The organism is Bradyrhizobium sp. SEMIA (assembly GCF_014844175.1).
Taxonomy (GTDB): domain Bacteria; phylum Pseudomonadota; class Alphaproteobacteria; order Rhizobiales; family Xanthobacteraceae; genus Bradyrhizobium; species Bradyrhizobium arachidis.
Genome location: NZ_CP046601.1, coordinates 9,421,064 through 9,438,260 on the forward strand (window position 1 = coordinate 9,421,064; position 17,197 = coordinate 9,438,260).

Sequence of the window (17,197 nt, forward strand, 5' to 3'; positions counted from 1 at the left end):
ACGATCGATGCATCGTTGTCCCGGCGGGCGGGTTCTGCGGCCGCGCGAGGGAGTTGGTCCATGACCGGGCAGCGCGACTACGAGATCTTTGAGGCTGGCGACGTCACGCTTCAATCCGGCGCGGTCTTCCCCGCGATGAAGCTCGCCTACAAGACCTACGGCACGCTCAACGCGGCCAAGGATAACGTCATCTTCTATCCGACCTCGTTCAGTGCGCAGCACTTCGACACCGAATGGCTGATCGGGCCCGACGGTGTGCTCGATCCCACGCGCTACTTCATCATCATTCCGAACCTGTTCGGCAACGGCCTGTCGTCCTCGCCGTCGAACACCGCAGGGCCCTATCCTGAGATCACCTATCACGATGCGATCGCGGTTCAGCATCGCCTCCTCACCGAGCGCTTCGGCATCGCAAAGCTTGCACTGGTCTATGGCTGGTCGATGGGCGGCATGCAGACCTACCACTGGGCGGCACTGCATCCTGACATGGTCGCGCGCGCCGCTGTGGTCTGCGGCAGCGCGCGCTGCGCGCCTTACAATTATGTCTTCCTCGAAGGCGTCAAGGCGGCGCTGACTGGCGATCCGGCCTTCCGCGGCGGCCGCTTCGTCGAGAGGCCGGTTGCCGGCTATCGCGCCATGGGGCGCGTCTATGCCGGCTGGGCGATGTCGCACGGCTTCTATCGCGACGAGCTCTGGCGCGAGGCCGGCTTCATCTCGCTCGAGGATTATCTCGCCCGCAACTGGGACACGACCTTCGCTCGCCGCGACGCCAACGACCTGCTGGCGCAGGCCGGCATCTGGCAGCGCGGCAATATCGGCGCATGTGCGGCGTTCGGCGGCGATCTCGATCGTGCGCTGGCGGCAATCAAGGCGCATGTGCTGCTGATGCCGGGCGCGACCGATCGCTACTTCGACTTCCGCGACAACGAGGACGAGCTTCCCAAGCTCGTCAACGCGAAATCCGCCGTGCTGCATCCGATCCCCTCGCAGCACGGCCATCGCGCCGGCAATCCCGTCAACAATCCGCGCGACACGGCCTTTCTCAAGGCCGAGGTCGCGGCGCTGCTCAGCAAGTAGGGTCCACCATGACTGACGCGACCGTTTCCGAGCCCGGCCATCGCCTGAAGCCGCTCAGCCCGGCGATGCTGCGCGAATTGTCGGTGCGCTCGAACCTCAGGGGCGCGGCGCAGACTCTTGGTCATTACAGTATGATCGTGCTGGTCGGCGCGCTGATCTGGACGGTCACCTCGCGCTACGGCGTGCTCTGGGCGCTGCCGCTGATGGCGGCGCAGGGCTATCTCGTCGCCTTCCTGTTCATGGCGGTGCACGAGACCGCGCACAAGACCGCGTTCAGGAGCCGCGGCCTCAACCTCGCGGTCGGCTATCTCTCCGCTTTCATCATCGGATTGCCGTACGAATATTACTGCCTGTTCCACTGGGACCATCACCGCTACACCCAGGACCCCGAGAAGGACCCTGAGCTGATCGTCGGCGTGAAGCCGAGATCCGACACGCAGCTCGCGATCGCCTATAGCGGCCTGCTCCAGGTCGCCGGCCGCCTGCGGCTGATGCTCGGCCACGCCGTCACCGGCAACGTCGTCGTGCCCTGGATTCCCGAGAACAAGCGCGCCGTCATAGTCACCGAAGCGCGCGCCTATGTCGCGCTCTATGCACTGCTGCTCGTGGCCTCGCTGTGGGTCTCCTCAGCGCTGCTGCTCTGGGTCTGGCTCGTGCCGCTCGTCATCGGGCAGTTCTTCCTGCGGCCCTATCTCTACGCCGAGCACACCGGCTGCGAGCGGACGCGCAGCGCCTTCCAGAACACCCGCACCACCTATACCGGCGCGGTCGTCAAATGGATCGCGTGGAACATGCCCTACCATGTCGAGCACCACGCCTATCCCTCAATTCCCTTTCACGCGCTGCCGAAGCTGAACGCGATCGTCGACGGCGAAATCGTCCATCGCGGCCGCGGCTACATCCAGACGACGCGCGAGACCTGGGCCTGGTTTCGCCGGCATCGGCAGGGCATCTAGCTCAAAGCAAAACTCCGGCCGCAGCGCGACCGGAGCTTTGTCGAAGAGACGAGATATCAGTAGATCCCGTAGGCGCAGACATTCACGACGCGAACGCGCAGGCCGTGGCGGGTCTGGACGACGCGCTCCTGGTAGCAGTTGTTGATGCCGGTGTTGACATAGAGGCCGCCATAGCCAAAGCCCCAGCCGGGACCCCAGTGGTGATGGAAGCCGTGAGCCGAAGCGGCGGTGGGCGCGAGAGCGGCAGCACCGAGCGAGCCGGCAGCGATCAGACCAAGAGCAAGCTTACGAAACATTTTCATTCTCCAGTGGCGCTAAGGCCGTTGTTGTGTCCCTGCATCTCCGTCGGGTCGAAATGGGAATGCGTTCACAGGGGATGAGGAGAATCGTGTTTCAGGAATGTTTCGTGGGCTGCGGCGAGGTGCCCCGATGTCAGGCTTTGCGCGCCGCGCGATAGCGCGCGGCCATCGCCTGCGTCATCTCGGCCATCTTCTCGCGGAGATCGGCGGGCTCCAGCACCTCGGCCTCGGACCCGAGCCGCAGCAATTCGGACGCGGCGTGCCATGAGGTCTTGCCGGTCGGCACGCGCGCGATGCGCCAGCCATCGGCATCGGTGGTGTCCTCGAGCTGCGTGCGCGCCTTGACGTAAGGCTGGCTCAGCGCGTCGAGCAGTTTCACGCCGAACGGCGACAGCCGCACGACCGCGACATTGGGATGCATCTCGGCTTCGAGGCGCAGCGTCGCGTCTCGCCAATAGGCGGAGAGATCGAAATCGGCGGGACGATCGAAGCGGTCGTCGAGTTCAGTGCAGTCGAGCACGCGCGCGACGCGATAGGTGCGCACGCTGCGGTCGACTTGCCCCGCGAGATACCAGCTGCCGCCCTTCAACACGAGGCCGAGCGGCGCAACGCAGCGTTGCTTCTCCGCGCGCCAGCTCTGGTAGCGGATCTTGATCAAGGTGCCACGCAGGGCCGCACCGGCAATCGCGCGCAGATGCTTCGGCTCTTCTGCCTCGCCGAACCAGCCGGGTGCGTCCAGGTGAAAGCGCTCCTGCATCCGGCCGGCGTCCTCGCGCAGATTGGCAGGCAGCGCGGCCATCAGCTTGTTCTGCGCGGCGATCATTGCCGCATCGAGCCCGAGCGCCGCGGCAGGGCCGGGGAGCCCCGCGAGGAACAGCGCGCCCGCTTCGCTCTGCGACAACCCGTTCAGCCGCACCCGATAGCCGTCGAGGAGGCGATAGCCGCCCTCAGCGCCGCGGTCGGCATAGACAGGCACGCCGGAGGCCGCGAGCGCGTCGATGTCGCGATAGATCGTGCGCACCGAGACCTCGCAGGCCTCGGCAAGCTCGGGCGCAGTGACCTGCCCCCTGGCCTGGAGGGTGGTGAGGATCGACAGCATCCGGCTCGCGCGCATGACCCCTTAAACCATACCTGACACAGGATGTCAGGTATCCTCCCTTACAAGATGCGCCATCGCCAGCCGGCCAGATGGAGACCTGCCATGACCGATTCCAATCGCATCACGCTGTATTATTCGCCGCAGAGCCGCGCCACCGGCACGCGGGTTCTGCTGGAGGAGCTCGGCGCGCCCTACGATCTTCACGTCTTCAACATGAAGGCCGGCGAGCAGCGGCAGCCGGCCTATCTCGCTATCAATCCGCTCGGCAAGGTACCGGCGATCCATCACCGCGGGGAGCTCGTGACCGAGCAGGTCGCGATCACCATCTATCTCGCCGATCTGTTTCCGCAGGCGGGCCTCACGCCCGCGCTGAACGATCCGCTACGCGGTCCGTATTTGCGCTGGATCGCCTATTACGGCGCCTCGTTCGAGCCGGCCCTGATCGACAAGTTCATGCAGCGCGAGCCCGCGCCGATCACGCAATCGCCCTATGCCGATTACGACACCATGCTGGGCGCGCTCGAGGCGCAGCTTGCGAAGGGGCCGTATCTGCTCGGCGAGCGCATGACCGCCGCCGATGTGCTGTGGGGCGTCGCGTTCAGCTGGACCATGATGTTTGGTATCGTGCCGAAGAAGGACGTGTTCGTGCGCTACGCCGAGCGCATGACCTCGCGGCCGGCGTTCCAGCGCATCACTGCGGCCGATGACGAGATGGCGGCGGAGCATGCTAAGGCTGTAGGGGGCTGAGGCGGCGCCTCAACCTCCGCCGTCGTCCCGGGGCGCGCAAAGCGCGAACCCGGGACCCATAACCACAGGGAGGAGTTTTGCGAAGATTCGGAGTTACCAGCTTTGCCTCATAACCACTGCCTGTGGTTATGGGTCCCGGGCTCATCGCTTCGCGATGCCCCGGGACGACAGCGGAGTATTCCCCTCAAAACCTCGGCGCCCGCTTCTCCGCAAAGGCCTTGATCCCTTCCTTGATCTCGTCGCCGCGCATGCTGTCGCGGTGGCGCTGGTCGGCGGCCGCCTCATCCAGCTCGCCGCGGGCGAATTCGTTGATGGCGCGCTTCATGCCAGCCATCGCCTGCGGCGCGTTGCCGGCGAGGATAGTGGCGAGCTTGTCGACCTCCTCATCGAGCGTCTCCTCCGGCACCATCGCGGTGAGATAGCCGATCCGCAACATCTCCGGCGCGCTGATCTTCTGCGCGGTCAAAAACAGCTTCTTGGCATTGTCGACGCCGAGCCGCGTCACATAGCGTTTGATGCCGCTCCGGTAGTAATGCAGCCCGAGCCGCGCCGCCGGCATGAACATCTCGGCCGTGTCGACGCCGATGCGGAAATCGCAGGCCAGCGCAAGGTCGGTCGAGCCGCCATAGACGCCGCCGTTGAGCCGGCAGATCGTCGGCACGCCGAGATCCTCCAGCCGGTTGACGACCACCTCGAACGCCGAGCCCGCGCTCTGCTGCTCGGTCGCGCTGACCGCGCGCTCCGCGACCGAGTTGAGGTCATAACCGGCCGAGAAGGCGCGCCCGGTGCCGGTCAGCACCAGCACGCGGATCGCAGGATCGGCCTCGACGGCGTCGAACAGCTTGAGCAACTCGCCGAGGTCTTCCGCCTGGAGCCGGTTGAGATGTTTTGGACGATTGAGGCGGATGGTGGCGCGTGCGCCATCGATTTCGAGCACGGGGCTGGAAGCCGCGTCGGCGTGGTCCGACATTCTTGTCTCCTCTTATTTATTTTCCAGCGCGCGGCGCTTTGCTTCGGCGTCGATGGTCTCGGCGAGATCGGGATGTCGTGCCATCAGCACGCGGAAGTCGACGAGGTCGAGCACCAAGAGCCGCGACACCTTCGTGGTCGAGACATTGGCGCCGCGCATGTTGTTGCCGAGCAGCGCCATCTCGCCGAAGAAGGCGCCCTCGCCGAGCTGCACCTTCTTGCCGGGCAGGTCGACCTCGACCTCGCCGGCGGCGATGAAATACATGCAGTCGCCCTGCGCGCCCTTGCGGATGATCATGGTGCGCGCCGGCAGCTCCATGGTGCGCAGCATGTGGGTGACGTCGGCGATCGCTGCAGGTCCCAGGGCGGCAAAGAACGGCACCTTGCTGACGGATTCCCAGGTCTTGAGGAAATTGTCGCGCCTCGTCTCGGCGGCAAAGCCGGTCGCCAGAATACCGGTCCAGAGGCCGAACACGCCGAGGCCGGAGATCATCACCAGCGCCGCCACCATGCGCCCGAGCGGCGTCACCGGCACGACGTCGCCATAACCTGTCGTGGTCAGCGTGACGACCGCCCACCACAGCGCGGCCGGCACGCTGCCGAAGGTCTGCGGCTGCACGTCCCGCTCCAGGAAGTATTCGGCGACCGAGGCGAGGAACACCACCATCAGGAAGATCACGAGCACGCTGAGCAGCGGCCCGGATTCCAGCACCAGCACGCGGCGAAGCTGGCGCAGGCCGGGAATGCCCGGCACCACCTTCAGCACCCAGAGCACGCTGAGCAGCCAGGCCGTCTTCGGCTCGACGCCGAGCGTCAGCGCGAGGGGAACGGCCAGCGCGCCGACCGCGTCGACGATCCCGGCGGAGGAGGACAAATACAGCGACAGGCGCCCAGTCCGCGCCATGTGGCGCAGGCGGACCACCCATTCGAACACGAAATAGGCGAGGCAGGCCCATAGCAGGGCGTCGACCCAGTGATGCGATGCCTCATAGGCCGGGCCAATCGTCAGCAGCACCATGCTGAGCACGCCGACGCCCACGGCCACATAGGCCGCCTTGGTCATGTTGCGGCCGGCCGTGGCGGCCGCGAACTGGGCCAGAGCGGAGATCAGCGGCTTGGACATGCGGGAGGGCGGCTCGGTTTGGCGTTTGCGGTCCCGGCTGGGATCACAGCGCCAAAGTGCCCGCCTGGGCCGGGGCCGTCAACGACGGGCTCGGCGTCGCCAATGAGGGAACGGAGGCGGGGGTTACCTGAAGTGCGGCGGCTCGTCGTAGCCGCGGCGGCTGCTGAAAAACAGCAGGATCATCAGGCCGATGCCGACGATGACGGAAAATCCGGCCCCCAGCGCCAGGGCGACATAGCCTTCGGTCGGGATCGGGCCCCCTTCGACCGCCATCGCGGAATAAGCGAAATAACCAACCGCCGCCAGCATTCCCAGAAGGAAGATGATGAGGAGTGTACGCATGGTGCGTTCTCCGGTTGTAACCGGGAGCCAACGGTTGCGGAGGGAGACGGTTCCCGGAGTTCCGGCCATCCTGTCTCGTGCCCCGGACGCAGCGCAGCACTCCCGGCGATGCTCAGCATCGTCCGGTGTGATGCGCTGCAGAGCCGGGGCCCATGCGGCAGCGGACGGCGCGGCTTGCTGGGTCCCGGCTCGGCGCCGCAATGCCTTTGGCATTGCAGCTTGTCCGGGACACGAGAGTGGGAGTGCCGCGGCCCTCGAATCAGGCGCTCTGCGCGGTCTTCACCACCACGACATTGGTATCTTCAGGTGGCGGGAGGGCGGCAGGGCCCGCGACCGTGTCGGTCTCGCCGCAATGGCGCTTGAGATAGTCGCGGCGCATGCCGATCTCGTCGCGGACGAATTCGTAGCCGAGCTTGAAGGTGTCGAGCCCGTCGGTGCTGATGGTGCCGTCTCTGAGGCCGACCACCGCGCCGCGCAGGATGCCTTCCAGCTCGTCCTGGAGACATTCGAGCTGATCCAGCGAATGGGCATGCTCGATACGCTCGCCGATGTCGAGAATGGCAGTGGAGAGCTCGCTGGCCTTCTCCGGCGCGATGCGGGTGATCTTGGCGTAGATCGCGGCGAAGATCGAGCCGATGACGCTGAGCGCGGCGGCGCCCAGATACATCATGTCGCTGTACTTATCCATGAACGACTTGGTGTCGTCGTTGATGTAATCGGCCGCGCCCTGATGCGCCATCACGTAGGCGTCCTTCTCGACCGAGGCCGGCTCGATCTTGCTGGCGAAGCCGTTGTCGAGCCCGAGCGCCGACTTGTTCTCGTAGACGATGCGCGCGAGTTCGCCAGCCGTGGTCGCCGACATCCTGGATTGCGCGACCAGCAGCCATTCCAGCCCGATCGTCTCGAGGTCGTCGTCGGGAATCTCGGGCGAGGCCGACAGCGTGCCTGCGGTCAGCGTCTCGTCGGAAATGCCGGGGAATTTGCGGGCGAGCGCCTTGGTCTCGTCGATCGCATTCAGCGTGAAGCCGCCGCGCTTGGCGACCTGCTCATAGGCTTTGTCACGCACCGCCTTCGAGGCGTGGACGACGGCGATCACCGCGCCGTATCCGTTCGCCGGCGCAAACAGCTTGTCGAGCGTTGCGCCCTGCGGCGCCATCTGGATCTTCGCGGCGTCTGGCCCGTCGGGAATATCGAGGATGCTGCGCACGAAGGCGAGCGAGGAATCGTTCTCGGCGAGGATGGCGACCTTCTTCTTCTTCAGCTCGGCGAGCGACTTGATCTTCTTGTTGCCGGGCCCGAGCAGAAGCACGAGATCGTGTTCGAGGACCGCGAGTGTGCGCGCCCGCAGCGGCACCTTGGCATCGGTGCGCAGCACGGCGAGGTCGGCCTGCTTGCGGTCGAACTGCGCGAGCGCCTTGGTATTGTCAGGGTTGTTGACGATCTTGATCCGGAAACGCGAGGCGTTGTTCTTCAGTACCGCGGCGAGCTTGGCCGCGAACAGGGCCTCGTCGCTGTTGGGGGCACCGACGGCAAAGGTCAGCGTCTCCGAATTGTGCAGCATGGCGCGGCCGCCCCAGACGGTGGCGAGCGACAGCAGCAAGGTCAGCACGACGTAGAGAAAAACCTGCTGCTGATTGGTCTTGATCACCTTGGGACGCCGCGGCTGCGGCTCCGATGGTGACGAGGCGGGGCCTTCAGTACTCATGCTCAGCACTCATGGCAGCACGCTGGCCTTATTCCTGGGCGGCAGGCGACTCGCGGATGTGATCTGCGGCGCGCGCCGTGCAATTCTAAGCAACTGAAAAAAGAACGAAATTCTCTGACTTCGAGGATAGCGCGCCGCTACCGGAAAGCAAATTTCGAGCCGAAGGTAACCTTACTCCTCCCGGCCGCGGCGATTGGTCATCCTATCACCAGTTAGCCACAGTTGGCGATTTTCCGGTTCCCCCCGGCTGCATTCTGCCGCGGGAGATGTCATAAATTGGAGGTCCCGGCGCTTTGACCGGTCCAAGAAGAAGTTGCGCTGAACGCTCCAATCTTTCTTGTCACGTCAATGAGGGCGTCAGCTTTGTCGTTTCCACCCATGTCATCGGCGGTTCCGGTCGAAGCGCTCATTGGCTGGATGTTGCTGCTCACCTTCAAGCACATCATCGCCGATTTCGTGCTCCAGACCGCCTGGATGGCGCAGGGCAAGGACCAGAAACACGGCTGGGCCCTGCCGCTTCTGGTGCACTGCCTGATTCACCTTGCGGTTGCGCTGCCGCTGATCCTGATCGTGGCGCCGCGATTCTGGTTCGTCGCCTTCATCGACTTCGTGATCCACATCACCATCGATCGCGCCAAGGGATTCGTCTCGGCCAATCTGGGTGTCGACCTGCATCATCCCTGGTTCTGGACCCTGATCGGTGTCGACCAGGCGCTGCACCATCTCACCGGCTTCGGCCTCTCCATCTTCATGGCGGCGAACTGACTGCTCACACCGTCATTCCGGGCGGTCCGCAGGACCGAACCCGGAATCTCGAGATTCCGGGTTCTCGCTTCGCGAGCCCCGGAATGACGGCAAGCTGCCAAGTCCCGCGCCCTCTGATTCGCGGCCCACGCGCAAGGACCCCGGGTGACTACCGGGCAGCGTGGTTAACCTTTCATTAGAGAATTGCGCTGCATCTTCCGCATCACGAGGGAGAACTGCAATGTTTTCAAGCCGTGACGCTTTTGAAAGCGATTTCTGCCCGGTTCGCGACGAGCTCCTTGGCGAGATGTATCGCGCCAGCGAGAGTGGCCTGCCGAGGCTGGTTGAGAGTGTTTCCCCTGAGGCACGCGCCCGCCTGGCGCTGTTCTGCTATCGCCGCAGCCATCTGCACTCGCTGGCGGTCGCCATCGCTGCAAGCTGCAGCGAGCGCGATCTGATCGACAACGGCGGTCGCGTCGGCTCGACGCTCTACGCGCTGTCACGTGCGAGCTCGGCCAAATCGTCGCCGTCGCTGTCGGGCGGCCGCAAGCCGATTACGCTGTCGACCAAGCCGCTCTCGGTGCTCGCACCGCTGGACGACGAGCTCGACGACGACGAGATCGACGAGGCCGTTCCGGCTTAAGTTGGTTCGATCGCCGGAAGCCCGAACTTCCGCCGCGCCATCGCGCATTCGGCATCGCCCGGCATGCAGGTGCGGCACACCTCAGGCCGCACCGTATAGATGCCGCACGCCGTCGCCTTGCCGATCTCTCCCTGCAAGGCCGAGCAGCGATCACCCTCGCAACGCATGCCGGATTGACGCGCATTGACGAGCGCTTCGGGGATCGCTGCAAGCTCCTCGTCGTTCTCGATCGAGAAGCGCGGCCAGTTCTCCGAATAGCCGCAGCAGGCGCCGCAGCTCTGGCAGCAGCTCGACAGATCGATTTCTTCCATCGTCCTCACGTGTCCTTTGGCGGGCCCCAGACCAGGCTCTGCCGCCATCTCGCGCGCAGCACGTCGCGCCTTTCAGGATATTTCTCGTCGAGATAGGTTGCCTCGACGACGCGATCGGTGCGGAAGCTGCGGAAGTCGCTGCGCAGCTCGCACCACGCCGCGAGCAGGCGCACGGCTTCGAGATAGCCGACCGAGATCGGCCAGATCATGCGCTCGCTGGGGCGGCCCTGCTCGTCGCGATAGCGCAGCATGATCTTCTTGCCTTCGTGGATCTGGGTGCGCGTGCGCACCATGTCGAGGCGATCCGGCTCCCTGTTCCAGCTCGGCCGCGCGCGGCTTGCCGGCTCCAGCACGAAGGGACGCAGGCGCTCAGGCACGGTGTCGGCGATCTTGGCCATCAGGTCTTCGGCGGCGCGCGCCAGCGCGGAATCGGCATGCCCCGCAACCCATTGCGCGCCGAGCACCGCAGCCTCGATCTCGTCGGGTGTCAGCATCAGGGGCGGCAGGTCAAAACCCTTTTCCAGGATGTAGCCCATGCCGGCTTCGCCGCGGATCGGCACGCGCTGGCCGATCAGCGTCGCGATGTCGCGATAGATCGTGCGCTTGGAGGTCTCGAGCTCGGCCGCGATCGCGTCCGCCGTCAGCGGCTTACGCGTGCGCCTCAGCACCTGGATGATCTGAAACAGCCGGTCGGCGCGTCTCATGACAATTCTCTTATCGGGATCGGATCAGAAAGCGGCGCGCTGCTGCTGACAGGATGTTGGCAGCAGGGGGGTTCTATACCGGGACAACACATCGACTGAAGAGGATTTGTCCATGATCATTCCAACCCATTTCGGCCCGGCACTTCCGATGCTGCGGGCACAGGCGTGGTCCGCATCGGCATTCGGCCGCCTCGTTTCGCTCGATCTCATGGCCGTCGACCTCCGGTTTGCCCTCGCGAGCGTGGTGGCACGCTCGCTGACCCAGGCTGCGGACGCGCTGGTCCGCCACGTCATGGCCCGCGCCTGGCGGGGGGCCCGTTTCGCAGAAGATATCACGGCTGCTGCCACCATGGTGGCAGCAGCCCGGCACTAGGTTCCGTCAAGTTTTCGGTAGACCAGGAGAACGCGCATGATCACGCTTTATGGCTTTGGCACCGGCTTCGGCCTGCCGGAAATCAGCCCCTTCGTCACCAAGACCGAGGTGCAACTCAAGATGGCTGGGCTGCCCTACCGGAAGGAGCGCGCCATGCCGCCCGCGTCCCCGAAGGGGCAGCTGCCCTTCATCGACGATGGCGGCGAGGCGGTGGCCGATTCCACCTTCATCCGCGCCCATATCGAGCGCCGCTACGGCTTCGATTTCGACGCCGGCCTGTCGCTGGCCGAGCGTGCGCAGGCCTGGGCGTTCGAGCGCATGATCGAGCACCACGTCTATTGGGCACTGGTCGGCGCACGCTGGGTCGATCCGGTCAATTTTGCCAAGGGCCCGTCGCACTTCTTCGACGGCGCGCCGGAACATAACCGCGAGAAGCTGCGCGAGGACGCGCAATTCCGGGTCGCCGAGAACTATCTGCTCTCCGGCCTCGGCCGCCACGCGCCCGACGACGACGTCGATCTCGCCGTGCGCTCGCTGTTCGCGCTCTCGGTGCAGCTCGGCGACAAGGCTTATCTGATGGGCAACAAGCCCAGCGGCGTCGACGCCACCGCCTTCGGCGCGCTCGCCGGGATTTTGACGCCGTTCTTCGAGTCGGGATTGCGCCAGCGGGCCGAGGGATTTCCGAACCTCACGGCCTATGTCGACCGCATGATGGACAGTTATTATCCTGAATTCGCCTGGACCCCGCTGCAGCAGGCGGCGTGAGGCTCGGAGCATCCGCAAGCTCGCTGCAACCTCTCCCCCGCCTGCGGGAGAGGGGGCGCGGCGACACCGTGACAGCGGCTTGCGTCAGCTGCCAAAAAAAAAAGAGCCGGCCCATCGGGCCGGCTCTCGTCGTCTCAAACTGTCGCTACGCCTACTTCACCAGCGAGTACTTGCCGTTCTTCACCGTCAGCAGGATGCGGGCGCGCTCGTCGACGCCGTAGCGGTCCTTTTCGGTGAAGTTGTAGACGCCCTGGCTCGCCGCGAGCTCCTTCTCCGACAGCAGCGCCTGGCGGATCGCCTCGCGGAATTCCGGCGTGCCGGGCTTGGCCGTCTTCAACGCCACCGGAATGATGCGCTTGAGGATCTCGAATGCATCGTAGGAATGGCCGGCGAACTGGCTGCGGCTGTTCGGGCCGTACTTGGCCTCATAGGCCGAGTTCAGCGCGAGGCCCGGCCGCTTGGTGGCGGCTTCGTCCGGCTGGTCTTCGGGGTCCATGACGGGACCGGAGGCCATCAGCACGCCTTCGGCCGCTTTGCCGGCGATGCGGATGAAGTCCATGCTGGCGGCGCCATGGGTCTGGTAGATCAGCCCCTGATAGCCGCGCTCGCGCAGCTCGGTCTGCGGCAACGCAGCTGCGGTGCCGGAGGCGCCGACCAGGATCGCGTCGGGATTGGCGGCGACGAGCTTGAGCACCTGTCCGGTCACCGAGGTATCGGGACGGGCGAAGCGCTCCTCGTCGACGATGGTCATGCCCATCGGCACGGCCTGCGCCTTCAGGTCGTTGAACCAGAGGTCGCCATAGGAGTCGGAATAGCCGATATAGCCGAGGGTCTTCACGCCCTTTGACTTCATGTGGTCGTACAGCACCTTGCCGACGATCGGAATCGGCTGCGGCATCGCCACCGACCACTTCATGCGCTCCGGCGTGATCGGGAACGGCGCCAGGCCAAAATGCGGAATGCCGGCTTCATTGGCGACGTTGGAGACCGCGATGGTCGGCGGCGTCAGTGCCGAGCCCATGATGATGTCGGCCTTGGATTCCGTCACGAAGCGGCGGGCGTTGGTCGTTGCTGTGGTGGGATCGCCGCCATCGTCGAGCACGATCACCTTCAGCGGCACGCCGCCGATTTCCTTCGGCACGAACTCCAGCGCATTGCGCTCGGGGATGCCGAGCGCTGCGCCCGGGCCGGTCGTGGTGGTGGTGATGCCGATGGTGATTTCGGCGGTCTGGGCCAGCGCTGGCAGCGCCGGCAAGGCGAGCGTCGCCGCGGCAATCGCGGCGGTCAGGTAAAAGCGTTTCATCTATTCCTCCCTTGACGTGTTTCCTTGAAAGCAGAAATCGGGGGGTAATTCAGCCCCCTCTTTTGGTGATGCGGCGATTTAGCTTCCCGTGAATTTGGCGACCATCTCCGGCGGAAACGGTGCTGATTTCAGCTTGTCGGGGTTAACGGGATCGCGGCCGACGAGGACGCGGGTCTCGAACCCCTCGATCGCCAGCGCCTCGCCCTTGTAGACGTTGTGCTTTACCTCGAAGCTCGAGCGCTTGATGCTTTCGATCTTCGTCTCGATGGTGATCCAGTCGCCATAGGTCGAGGGGATGTAGAACTTGGCCCGCGTGTCGACCATGGGGATTCCCACCAGGCCGTATTTGCGGACCAGATCCTGCTTGGAGAAGCCGGCGACCTCGAACAGGGTCGAGGTCGAATCGTCGAACATCGCGAAATAGCGCGGGTAGTAGACGATGTTGGCGGGGTCGCAATCGCCCCACTGAATCTGGACCTCGCGCCGGTTCACGAACATCTGACGCGCCTTATTTCGGCGCCATGCGCAGCGAGCCGTCGAGGCGCACCACTTCGCCGTTGAGATACGCGTTCTCGACCATGTGTAGCGCGAGCGCGGCGAACTCGTCGGCCTGGCCGAGCCGGCGCGGGAAGGGGATCGCGGCGGCGAGCGAGTCCTGCGCTTCCTGCGGCAGGTTCGCGAGCAGCGGCGTCAGGAACAGGCCGGGCGCGATCGTCAGCACGCGGACGCCGAACTGCGCGAGCTCGCGCGCGATCGGCAGCGTCATGCCGACGATGCCGCCCTTGGAGGCCGAATAGGCGGACTGGCCGATCTGGCCGTCATAGGCGGCGACCGACGCCGTGTTGATGATGACGCCGCGCTCGCCTGATGTCTGCGGCTCGAGCTTGGACATCTCGGTCGCGGCAAGGCGCAGCATGTTGAAGGTGCCGATCAAATTGACCTTGATGACCTTGTCGAAATCGGCGAGTGCCATCGGGCCGTCGCGGCCGACGACGCGTTTTGCAACGCCGATGCCGGCACAGTTGACCAGCACGCGCGCCGGGCCATGGGCCTTGGTCGCCTGCGCGATCGCAGCTTCAGCCGAGGCAGCATCGGAGACGTCGCAGGTCACGGCGACGCCCTTGATCTCGACGGCGACGGTTTCAGCGAGCTTGGCATTGAGATCGCACACCGCAACCTTGGCGCCCTGCGCCGCCAGTTTTCGCGCGGTGGCAGCGCCAAGCCCCGATGCGCCGCCGGTGACGATGGCTGCCTGATCCTTCAACAACATGGCGTTCTCCTTTGGCGATGATTTTCTAGCCGACCGATATCACACGGTCAGACGGATTGGCAGCGTAGAGCTCATCGATCAGCGCGGTGCGATGCTCCAGCACCGCGCGCTGGTTGATCGAGCCCTTGTCGGTGACCTCGCCCTTGTCGATCGAGAGCGGCGTGTCCATCAGGATCGCGCGCGTGATCCGGGTCGAGGATCCCGTGGCCTGGCTGAGGAAGCGCGTCAGGCGCTCGCGAAAAGCCTCGCGCACCAGCCGGTCTCGCGTCGCGACCACGAGATCGTCCGCCGGCAGCGTCGGATTGACCAGGCGGCAGCCGTCGAGATCGAGCACGACCAGCGCGGATATCTCATCGCGGTTGATGCCGGCGATGACGACGTCGCGCACCAGCGGCGCGCAGGCCGCGGTGAGGCGCGCGCGCAGCGGGCCGACGCTGACCCAGGTGCCGCTGGCGAGCTTGAAGTCCTCGCTGACGCGGCCGTCGAAATCGAAGCCGGCGTTGAGATCATCAGGGTCGGACGGTTTGAGCGCATCGCCCATCCTGTAAAATCCTTCCTCGTCGAAGGATTTTGCGGTGATGTCGGCCTGGCGCCAGTAGCCGGGCATCACGTTCGGCCCCTTGGCGCGCACCTCCAGCTTGCCGTTGTTCGGCACCAGCTTTGCGTCGTTGCCGGAGACCGGCAGGCCGACATGGCCGGAGCGGCTGGTGCGCGGATTGACCGACATGAAGAACGGCGCGGTCTCGGTTGCGCCGAGCCCCGTCAGCATCGGCACGCGATAGCCCTTCTCCTTCACCGCGAGCTCGTCGAGGCTGTTCCAGATGAACGGCGACAGCGCCGCGCCGGAGAAGAACATCGCGTGCAGGCGATCGAAGAACTTTGCGCGCAGGCCCTGGTCGTCGCGCAGGTACGGCAGCAGCGATTCATAGCCCTTGGGCACATTGAAATAGACCGTCGGCGAAATCTCCTGGAGATTGCGCACGGTCTCCTCGATGCCGCCGGGCACCGGCTTGCCGGCGTCCAGATACATCGAGCCGCCATTGTAGAGCGTCAGCCCGATATTGTGGTTGCCGCCAAAGGTGTGGTTCCAGGGCAGCCAGTCGATGATGACGGGCGGCTCGTCCTTGAGGAAGGCGAGCGTCTCGCGCAGCATCACCTGGTTGGCGCAGATCATGCGCTGGGTGTTGATGACGGCCTTGGGATTGCCTGTTGAGCCCGAGGTCAGCAGGAATTTTGCGATCGTATCGGGGCCGATCTTGCCGTGAACCTCGTCGAGATCGCTGCGAACAGGCGTCGCCATGAGATCGGCGAGCAGGGTGACGTCGCGGCCCGGCACGTGGCCATAGGACGCGGCGATCTCGGTGCCGAGCGAGACATTGGCCGCGAGCGCATCGGCGAACTTGTCGGCGTCCTCGGCGAAGACGAGGCCGGGCGTCAGCAGCCTCATCAGGTAAGACAGCTTGCCGTAGTCCTTCGACACCAGCGAATAGGCCGGTGACACCGGGCAGAACGGAACGCCGGCATAGAACGCGCCGAACGCCAGCAGCACATGGTCGATCGAATTGCCGGAGAGGATCACGACCGGCCGCTCCGCCGACAGGCCGCGCGCGATCAGGCTCGATGCGATGTGCCGGCTCGCGGTAAGCAGCTCGGCATAGGTGATCTTGCGCCAGGAGCGGCCGCCGTCGCGCTCGGCCATGAAGACGCGGTCCGGCGTCGTCGCCGCCCAATGATGCAGGCGGTCGGTGATACGGACCGGATAATCACCGAGCGGCTGCTTGGGTCTGAGATAGATCGTGCCGTCGTCGCGCCGCTCGATGTTGACGACGGGATCGCCGAACGAAATGGGCCGCAGCGGGGAAGTGCTCGCGCCGCGCTCCATGCTGGACGAAGAGGACGGCTGCGCGCTCATGACTTGGGCTTTACCTTGGCGGTCTTGTGCTCGAGGAATTCGCGGATCCTGCGTTTTGCCTCCTTGTCGCTCTGCGCGACGGTCGCCATGAGCGACTCCATCAAGAGACCCGTTTGAGGGTTAGCCTCCGCGATCATCGGCAGTGCCTGGAGCACGGCGAAATTGGTCAGCGGCGCGTTGGATGCGATCTTGGTTGCAAGCTCCAGTGCCTTGCCGAGCCCGTTGCCGGCCTCGGTCAGATACTGCGCGAAGCCATAGGAGGCGCCTTCGGTGGCGCTGTAGACGCGCCCCGTCAGCATCATGTCCATCATCCGGGCAACGCCGATCAGCCGCGGCAGCCGCACCGAGCCGCCGCCGCCGACGAGATGCCGCGCTGCCCCTCCGGCAGCGCGAAATAGGTCGAGGGCTCGGCGACGCGGATATGCGCGGCGCAGGCGAGCTCAAGCCCGCCGCCGATCACGGCGCCCCTCAGCGCGGCGATGACCGGCACGCGGCTGTACTGGATGCGGTCGAACACCCGGTGCCACATCTGCGAATGCAGCAGGCCGCCGGTCGCGTCATGCTCGGTCAGCTCGGAGAGATCGAGGCCTGAGGAGAAATGGTCGCCGATGCCGTGGATCACGACCGCGCCGATGTCCTCGGGCAGGGAGGCAAAACACTCGCCGATTTCCAGGATGATGCCGTCATTGAGCGCATTGCGCTTGGCCGGCCGGTTCAGACCCACGGTCAGAACCCGGTCCGCCCTCTCGATCCGGAGTAGTCCGGAGGCGCCCGCATCAGCGGTCTCGGCGTTTCCCTGTGTCATTTGCGTCCTTGTCAGAATAGTTATGTTCTATAACGAATTTTGGGGGAGTC

At 65.1% G+C, this 17,197-nt stretch carries 19 protein-coding genes and 1 pseudogene; 7 read left to right on the plus strand and 13 right to left on the minus strand.

Annotated elements, in window-relative coordinates; all coding sequences use genetic code 11:
* Positions 1–60 precede the first annotated feature (60 nt).
* Positions 61–1,077, plus strand: coding sequence for an alpha/beta fold hydrolase (locus FOM02_RS45195; protein WP_027565065.1), 1,017 nt, complete (start codon positions 61–63; stop codon positions 1,075–1,077).
* Positions 1,078–1,085: 8 nt separating this feature from the next.
* Positions 1,086–2,033, plus strand: a complete 948-nt coding sequence (locus FOM02_RS45200) for a fatty acid desaturase (RefSeq protein ID WP_027565064.1) — start codon at positions 1,086–1,088, stop codon at positions 2,031–2,033.
* A 56-nt stretch (positions 2,034–2,089) separates the two neighbouring features.
* Here FOM02_RS45200 and FOM02_RS45205 read toward each other — a convergent pair whose 3' ends face one another.
* Together FOM02_RS45205 and FOM02_RS45210 are read right to left on the minus strand one after the other, a co-directional pair.
* Positions 2,090–2,329, minus strand: a complete 240-nt coding sequence (locus tag FOM02_RS45205) for a hypothetical protein (protein ID WP_027565063.1) — start codon at positions 2,327–2,329, stop codon at positions 2,090–2,092.
* Between the two features lie 136 nt (positions 2,330–2,465).
* On the minus strand, positions 2,466–3,446 hold the full coding sequence (locus FOM02_RS45210; protein ID WP_027565062.1) for a helix-turn-helix transcriptional regulator: 981 nt from the start codon (positions 3,444–3,446) through the stop codon (positions 2,466–2,468).
* An 87-nt stretch (positions 3,447–3,533) separates the two neighbouring features.
* On the opposite strand from FOM02_RS45210, the gene FOM02_RS45215 reads away from it, so the two are divergent.
* Entirely contained in the window at positions 3,534–4,178 is a 645-nt protein-coding gene (locus tag FOM02_RS45215; protein ID WP_027565061.1) for a glutathione S-transferase family protein, read from the plus strand.
* Positions 4,179–4,362: 184 nt separating this feature from the next.
* Here the strand turns inward: FOM02_RS45215 and FOM02_RS45220 are convergent, their stop codons facing one another.
* The 4 genes from FOM02_RS45220 to FOM02_RS45235 form a co-directional block, all read right to left on the minus strand.
* Complete coding sequence (locus FOM02_RS45220) at positions 4,363–5,148, minus strand: enoyl-CoA hydratase/isomerase family protein (RefSeq protein ID WP_027565060.1); 786 nt, start codon at positions 5,146–5,148, stop codon at positions 4,363–4,365.
* A gap of 12 nt (positions 5,149–5,160) precedes the next feature.
* Entirely contained in the window at positions 5,161–6,270 is a 1,110-nt protein-coding gene (locus FOM02_RS45225; protein WP_027565059.1) for a cyclic nucleotide-gated ion channel, read from the minus strand.
* Between the two features lie 123 nt (positions 6,271–6,393).
* Positions 6,394–6,612: a hypothetical protein gene (locus FOM02_RS45230; protein WP_027565058.1), complete on the minus strand. Its 219-nt coding sequence runs from the start codon at positions 6,610–6,612 to the stop codon at positions 6,394–6,396.
* A 259-nt stretch (positions 6,613–6,871) separates the two neighbouring features.
* Positions 6,872–8,317, minus strand: coding sequence for a TAXI family TRAP transporter solute-binding subunit (locus FOM02_RS45235; protein WP_027565057.1), 1,446 nt, complete (start codon positions 8,315–8,317; stop codon positions 6,872–6,874).
* 417 nt (positions 8,318–8,734) lie between these two features.
* Between FOM02_RS45235 and FOM02_RS45240 the strand changes: the two genes are divergently transcribed.
* Together FOM02_RS45240 and FOM02_RS45245 are read left to right on the plus strand one after the other, a co-directional pair.
* Positions 8,735–9,082, plus strand: a complete 348-nt coding sequence (locus FOM02_RS45240) for a DUF3307 domain-containing protein (RefSeq protein WP_051378573.1) — start codon at positions 8,735–8,737, stop codon at positions 9,080–9,082.
* A 220-nt stretch (positions 9,083–9,302) separates the two neighbouring features.
* A complete protein-coding gene (locus FOM02_RS45245; RefSeq protein WP_027565055.1) occupies positions 9,303–9,704 on the plus strand; it encodes a hypothetical protein in 402 nt (133 codons plus the stop codon).
* On the opposite strand, the gene FOM02_RS45250 is transcribed toward FOM02_RS45245, so the two are convergent.
* Together FOM02_RS45250 and FOM02_RS45255 are read right to left on the minus strand one after the other, a co-directional pair.
* Positions 9,701–10,015 carry a YkgJ family cysteine cluster protein gene (locus FOM02_RS45250; RefSeq protein ID WP_027565054.1) on the minus strand — a complete coding sequence of 105 codons (315 nt, stop codon included), beginning with the start codon at positions 10,013–10,015 and terminating at the stop codon, positions 9,701–9,703. The genes FOM02_RS45245 and FOM02_RS45250 overlap by 4 nt on opposite strands.
* Before the next feature lie 5 nt (positions 10,016–10,020).
* Positions 10,021–10,719: a helix-turn-helix transcriptional regulator gene (locus FOM02_RS45255; RefSeq protein ID WP_027565053.1), complete on the minus strand. Its 699-nt coding sequence runs from the start codon at positions 10,717–10,719 to the stop codon at positions 10,021–10,023.
* Positions 10,720–10,831: 112 nt separating this feature from the next.
* Between FOM02_RS45255 and FOM02_RS45260 the strand changes: the two genes are divergently transcribed.
* Together FOM02_RS45260 and FOM02_RS45265 are read left to right on the plus strand one after the other, a co-directional pair.
* Positions 10,832–11,092, plus strand: coding sequence for a hypothetical protein (locus FOM02_RS45260; RefSeq protein WP_027565052.1), 261 nt, complete (start codon positions 10,832–10,834; stop codon positions 11,090–11,092).
* A 36-nt stretch (positions 11,093–11,128) separates the two neighbouring features.
* Positions 11,129–11,857, plus strand: coding sequence for a glutathione S-transferase family protein (locus FOM02_RS45265; RefSeq protein ID WP_027565051.1), 729 nt, complete (start codon positions 11,129–11,131; stop codon positions 11,855–11,857).
* A gap of 151 nt (positions 11,858–12,008) precedes the next feature.
* Here the strand turns inward: FOM02_RS45265 and FOM02_RS45270 are convergent, their stop codons facing one another.
* The 5 genes and pseudogenes from FOM02_RS45270 to FOM02_RS45290 all read right to left on the minus strand — a co-directional run bounded on the left by FOM02_RS45270 (position 12,009) and on the right by FOM02_RS45290 (position 17,147).
* Positions 12,009–13,160 carry an ABC transporter substrate-binding protein gene (locus FOM02_RS45270; RefSeq protein WP_027565050.1) on the minus strand — a complete coding sequence of 384 codons (1,152 nt, stop codon included), beginning with the start codon at positions 13,158–13,160 and terminating at the stop codon, positions 12,009–12,011.
* A 78-nt stretch (positions 13,161–13,238) separates the two neighbouring features.
* Complete coding sequence (locus FOM02_RS45275) at positions 13,239–13,658, minus strand: acyl-CoA thioesterase (protein WP_027565049.1); 420 nt, start codon at positions 13,656–13,658, stop codon at positions 13,239–13,241.
* 10 nt (positions 13,659–13,668) lie between these two features.
* A complete protein-coding gene (locus FOM02_RS45280; RefSeq protein WP_027565048.1) occupies positions 13,669–14,430 on the minus strand; it encodes an SDR family NAD(P)-dependent oxidoreductase in 762 nt (253 codons plus the stop codon).
* Between the two features lie 25 nt (positions 14,431–14,455).
* Complete coding sequence (locus tag FOM02_RS45285; RefSeq protein ID WP_027565047.1) at positions 14,456–16,342, minus strand: feruloyl-CoA synthase; 1,887 nt, start codon at positions 16,340–16,342, stop codon at positions 14,456–14,458.
* Positions 16,339–17,147 (minus strand): annotated as a pseudogene (locus FOM02_RS45290) (crotonase/enoyl-CoA hydratase family protein). Before FOM02_RS45290 ends, FOM02_RS45285 begins: the two are co-directional and overlap by 4 nt.
* Positions 17,148–17,197 lie beyond the last annotated feature (50 nt).

What these genes read in the sequence shown, in the direction of transcription:
- FOM02_RS45200 (WP_027565064.1), top strand. Translation starts at nt 1,086, where the DNA reads ATGACTGACGCGACCGTTTCCGAGCCCGGCCATCGCCTGAAGCCGCTC.
- FOM02_RS45210 (WP_027565062.1), bottom strand. Translation starts at nt 3,446, where the DNA reads ATGCGCGCGAGCCGGATGCTGTCGATCCTCACCACCCTCCAGGCCAGG.
- FOM02_RS45275 (WP_027565049.1), bottom strand. Translation starts at nt 13,658, where the DNA reads ATGTTCGTGAACCGGCGCGAGGTCCAGATTCAGTGGGGCGATTGCGAC.
- FOM02_RS45195 (WP_027565065.1), top strand. Translation starts at nt 61, where the DNA reads ATGACCGGGCAGCGCGACTACGAGATCTTTGAGGCTGGCGACGTCACG.
- FOM02_RS45250 (WP_027565054.1), bottom strand. Translation starts at nt 10,015, where the DNA reads ATGGAAGAAATCGATCTGTCGAGCTGCTGCCAGAGCTGCGGCGCCTGC.
- FOM02_RS45240 (WP_051378573.1), top strand. Translation starts at nt 8,735, where the DNA reads ATGTTGCTGCTCACCTTCAAGCACATCATCGCCGATTTCGTGCTCCAG.
- FOM02_RS45205 (WP_027565063.1), bottom strand. Translation starts at nt 2,329, where the DNA reads ATGTTTCGTAAGCTTGCTCTTGGTCTGATCGCTGCCGGCTCGCTCGGT.
- FOM02_RS45255 (WP_027565053.1), bottom strand. Translation starts at nt 10,719, where the DNA reads ATGAGACGCGCCGACCGGCTGTTTCAGATCATCCAGGTGCTGAGGCGC.
- FOM02_RS45260 (WP_027565052.1), top strand. Translation starts at nt 10,832, where the DNA reads ATGATCATTCCAACCCATTTCGGCCCGGCACTTCCGATGCTGCGGGCA.
- FOM02_RS45280 (WP_027565048.1), bottom strand. Translation starts at nt 14,430, where the DNA reads ATGTTGTTGAAGGATCAGGCAGCCATCGTCACCGGCGGCGCATCGGGG.
- FOM02_RS45265 (WP_027565051.1), top strand. Translation starts at nt 11,129, where the DNA reads ATGATCACGCTTTATGGCTTTGGCACCGGCTTCGGCCTGCCGGAAATC.
- FOM02_RS45270 (WP_027565050.1), bottom strand. Translation starts at nt 13,160, where the DNA reads ATGAAACGCTTTTACCTGACCGCCGCGATTGCCGCGGCGACGCTCGCC.
- FOM02_RS45235 (WP_027565057.1), bottom strand. Translation starts at nt 8,317, where the DNA reads ATGAGTACTGAAGGCCCCGCCTCGTCACCATCGGAGCCGCAGCCGCGG.
- FOM02_RS45230 (WP_027565058.1), bottom strand. Translation starts at nt 6,612, where the DNA reads ATGCGTACACTCCTCATCATCTTCCTTCTGGGAATGCTGGCGGCGGTT.
- FOM02_RS45220 (WP_027565060.1), bottom strand. Translation starts at nt 5,148, where the DNA reads ATGTCGGACCACGCCGACGCGGCTTCCAGCCCCGTGCTCGAAATCGAT.
- FOM02_RS45215 (WP_027565061.1), top strand. Translation starts at nt 3,534, where the DNA reads ATGACCGATTCCAATCGCATCACGCTGTATTATTCGCCGCAGAGCCGC.
- FOM02_RS45245 (WP_027565055.1), top strand. Translation starts at nt 9,303, where the DNA reads ATGTTTTCAAGCCGTGACGCTTTTGAAAGCGATTTCTGCCCGGTTCGC.
- FOM02_RS45285 (WP_027565047.1), bottom strand. Translation starts at nt 16,342, where the DNA reads ATGAGCGCGCAGCCGTCCTCTTCGTCCAGCATGGAGCGCGGCGCGAGC.
- FOM02_RS45225 (WP_027565059.1), bottom strand. Translation starts at nt 6,270, where the DNA reads ATGTCCAAGCCGCTGATCTCCGCTCTGGCCCAGTTCGCGGCCGCCACG.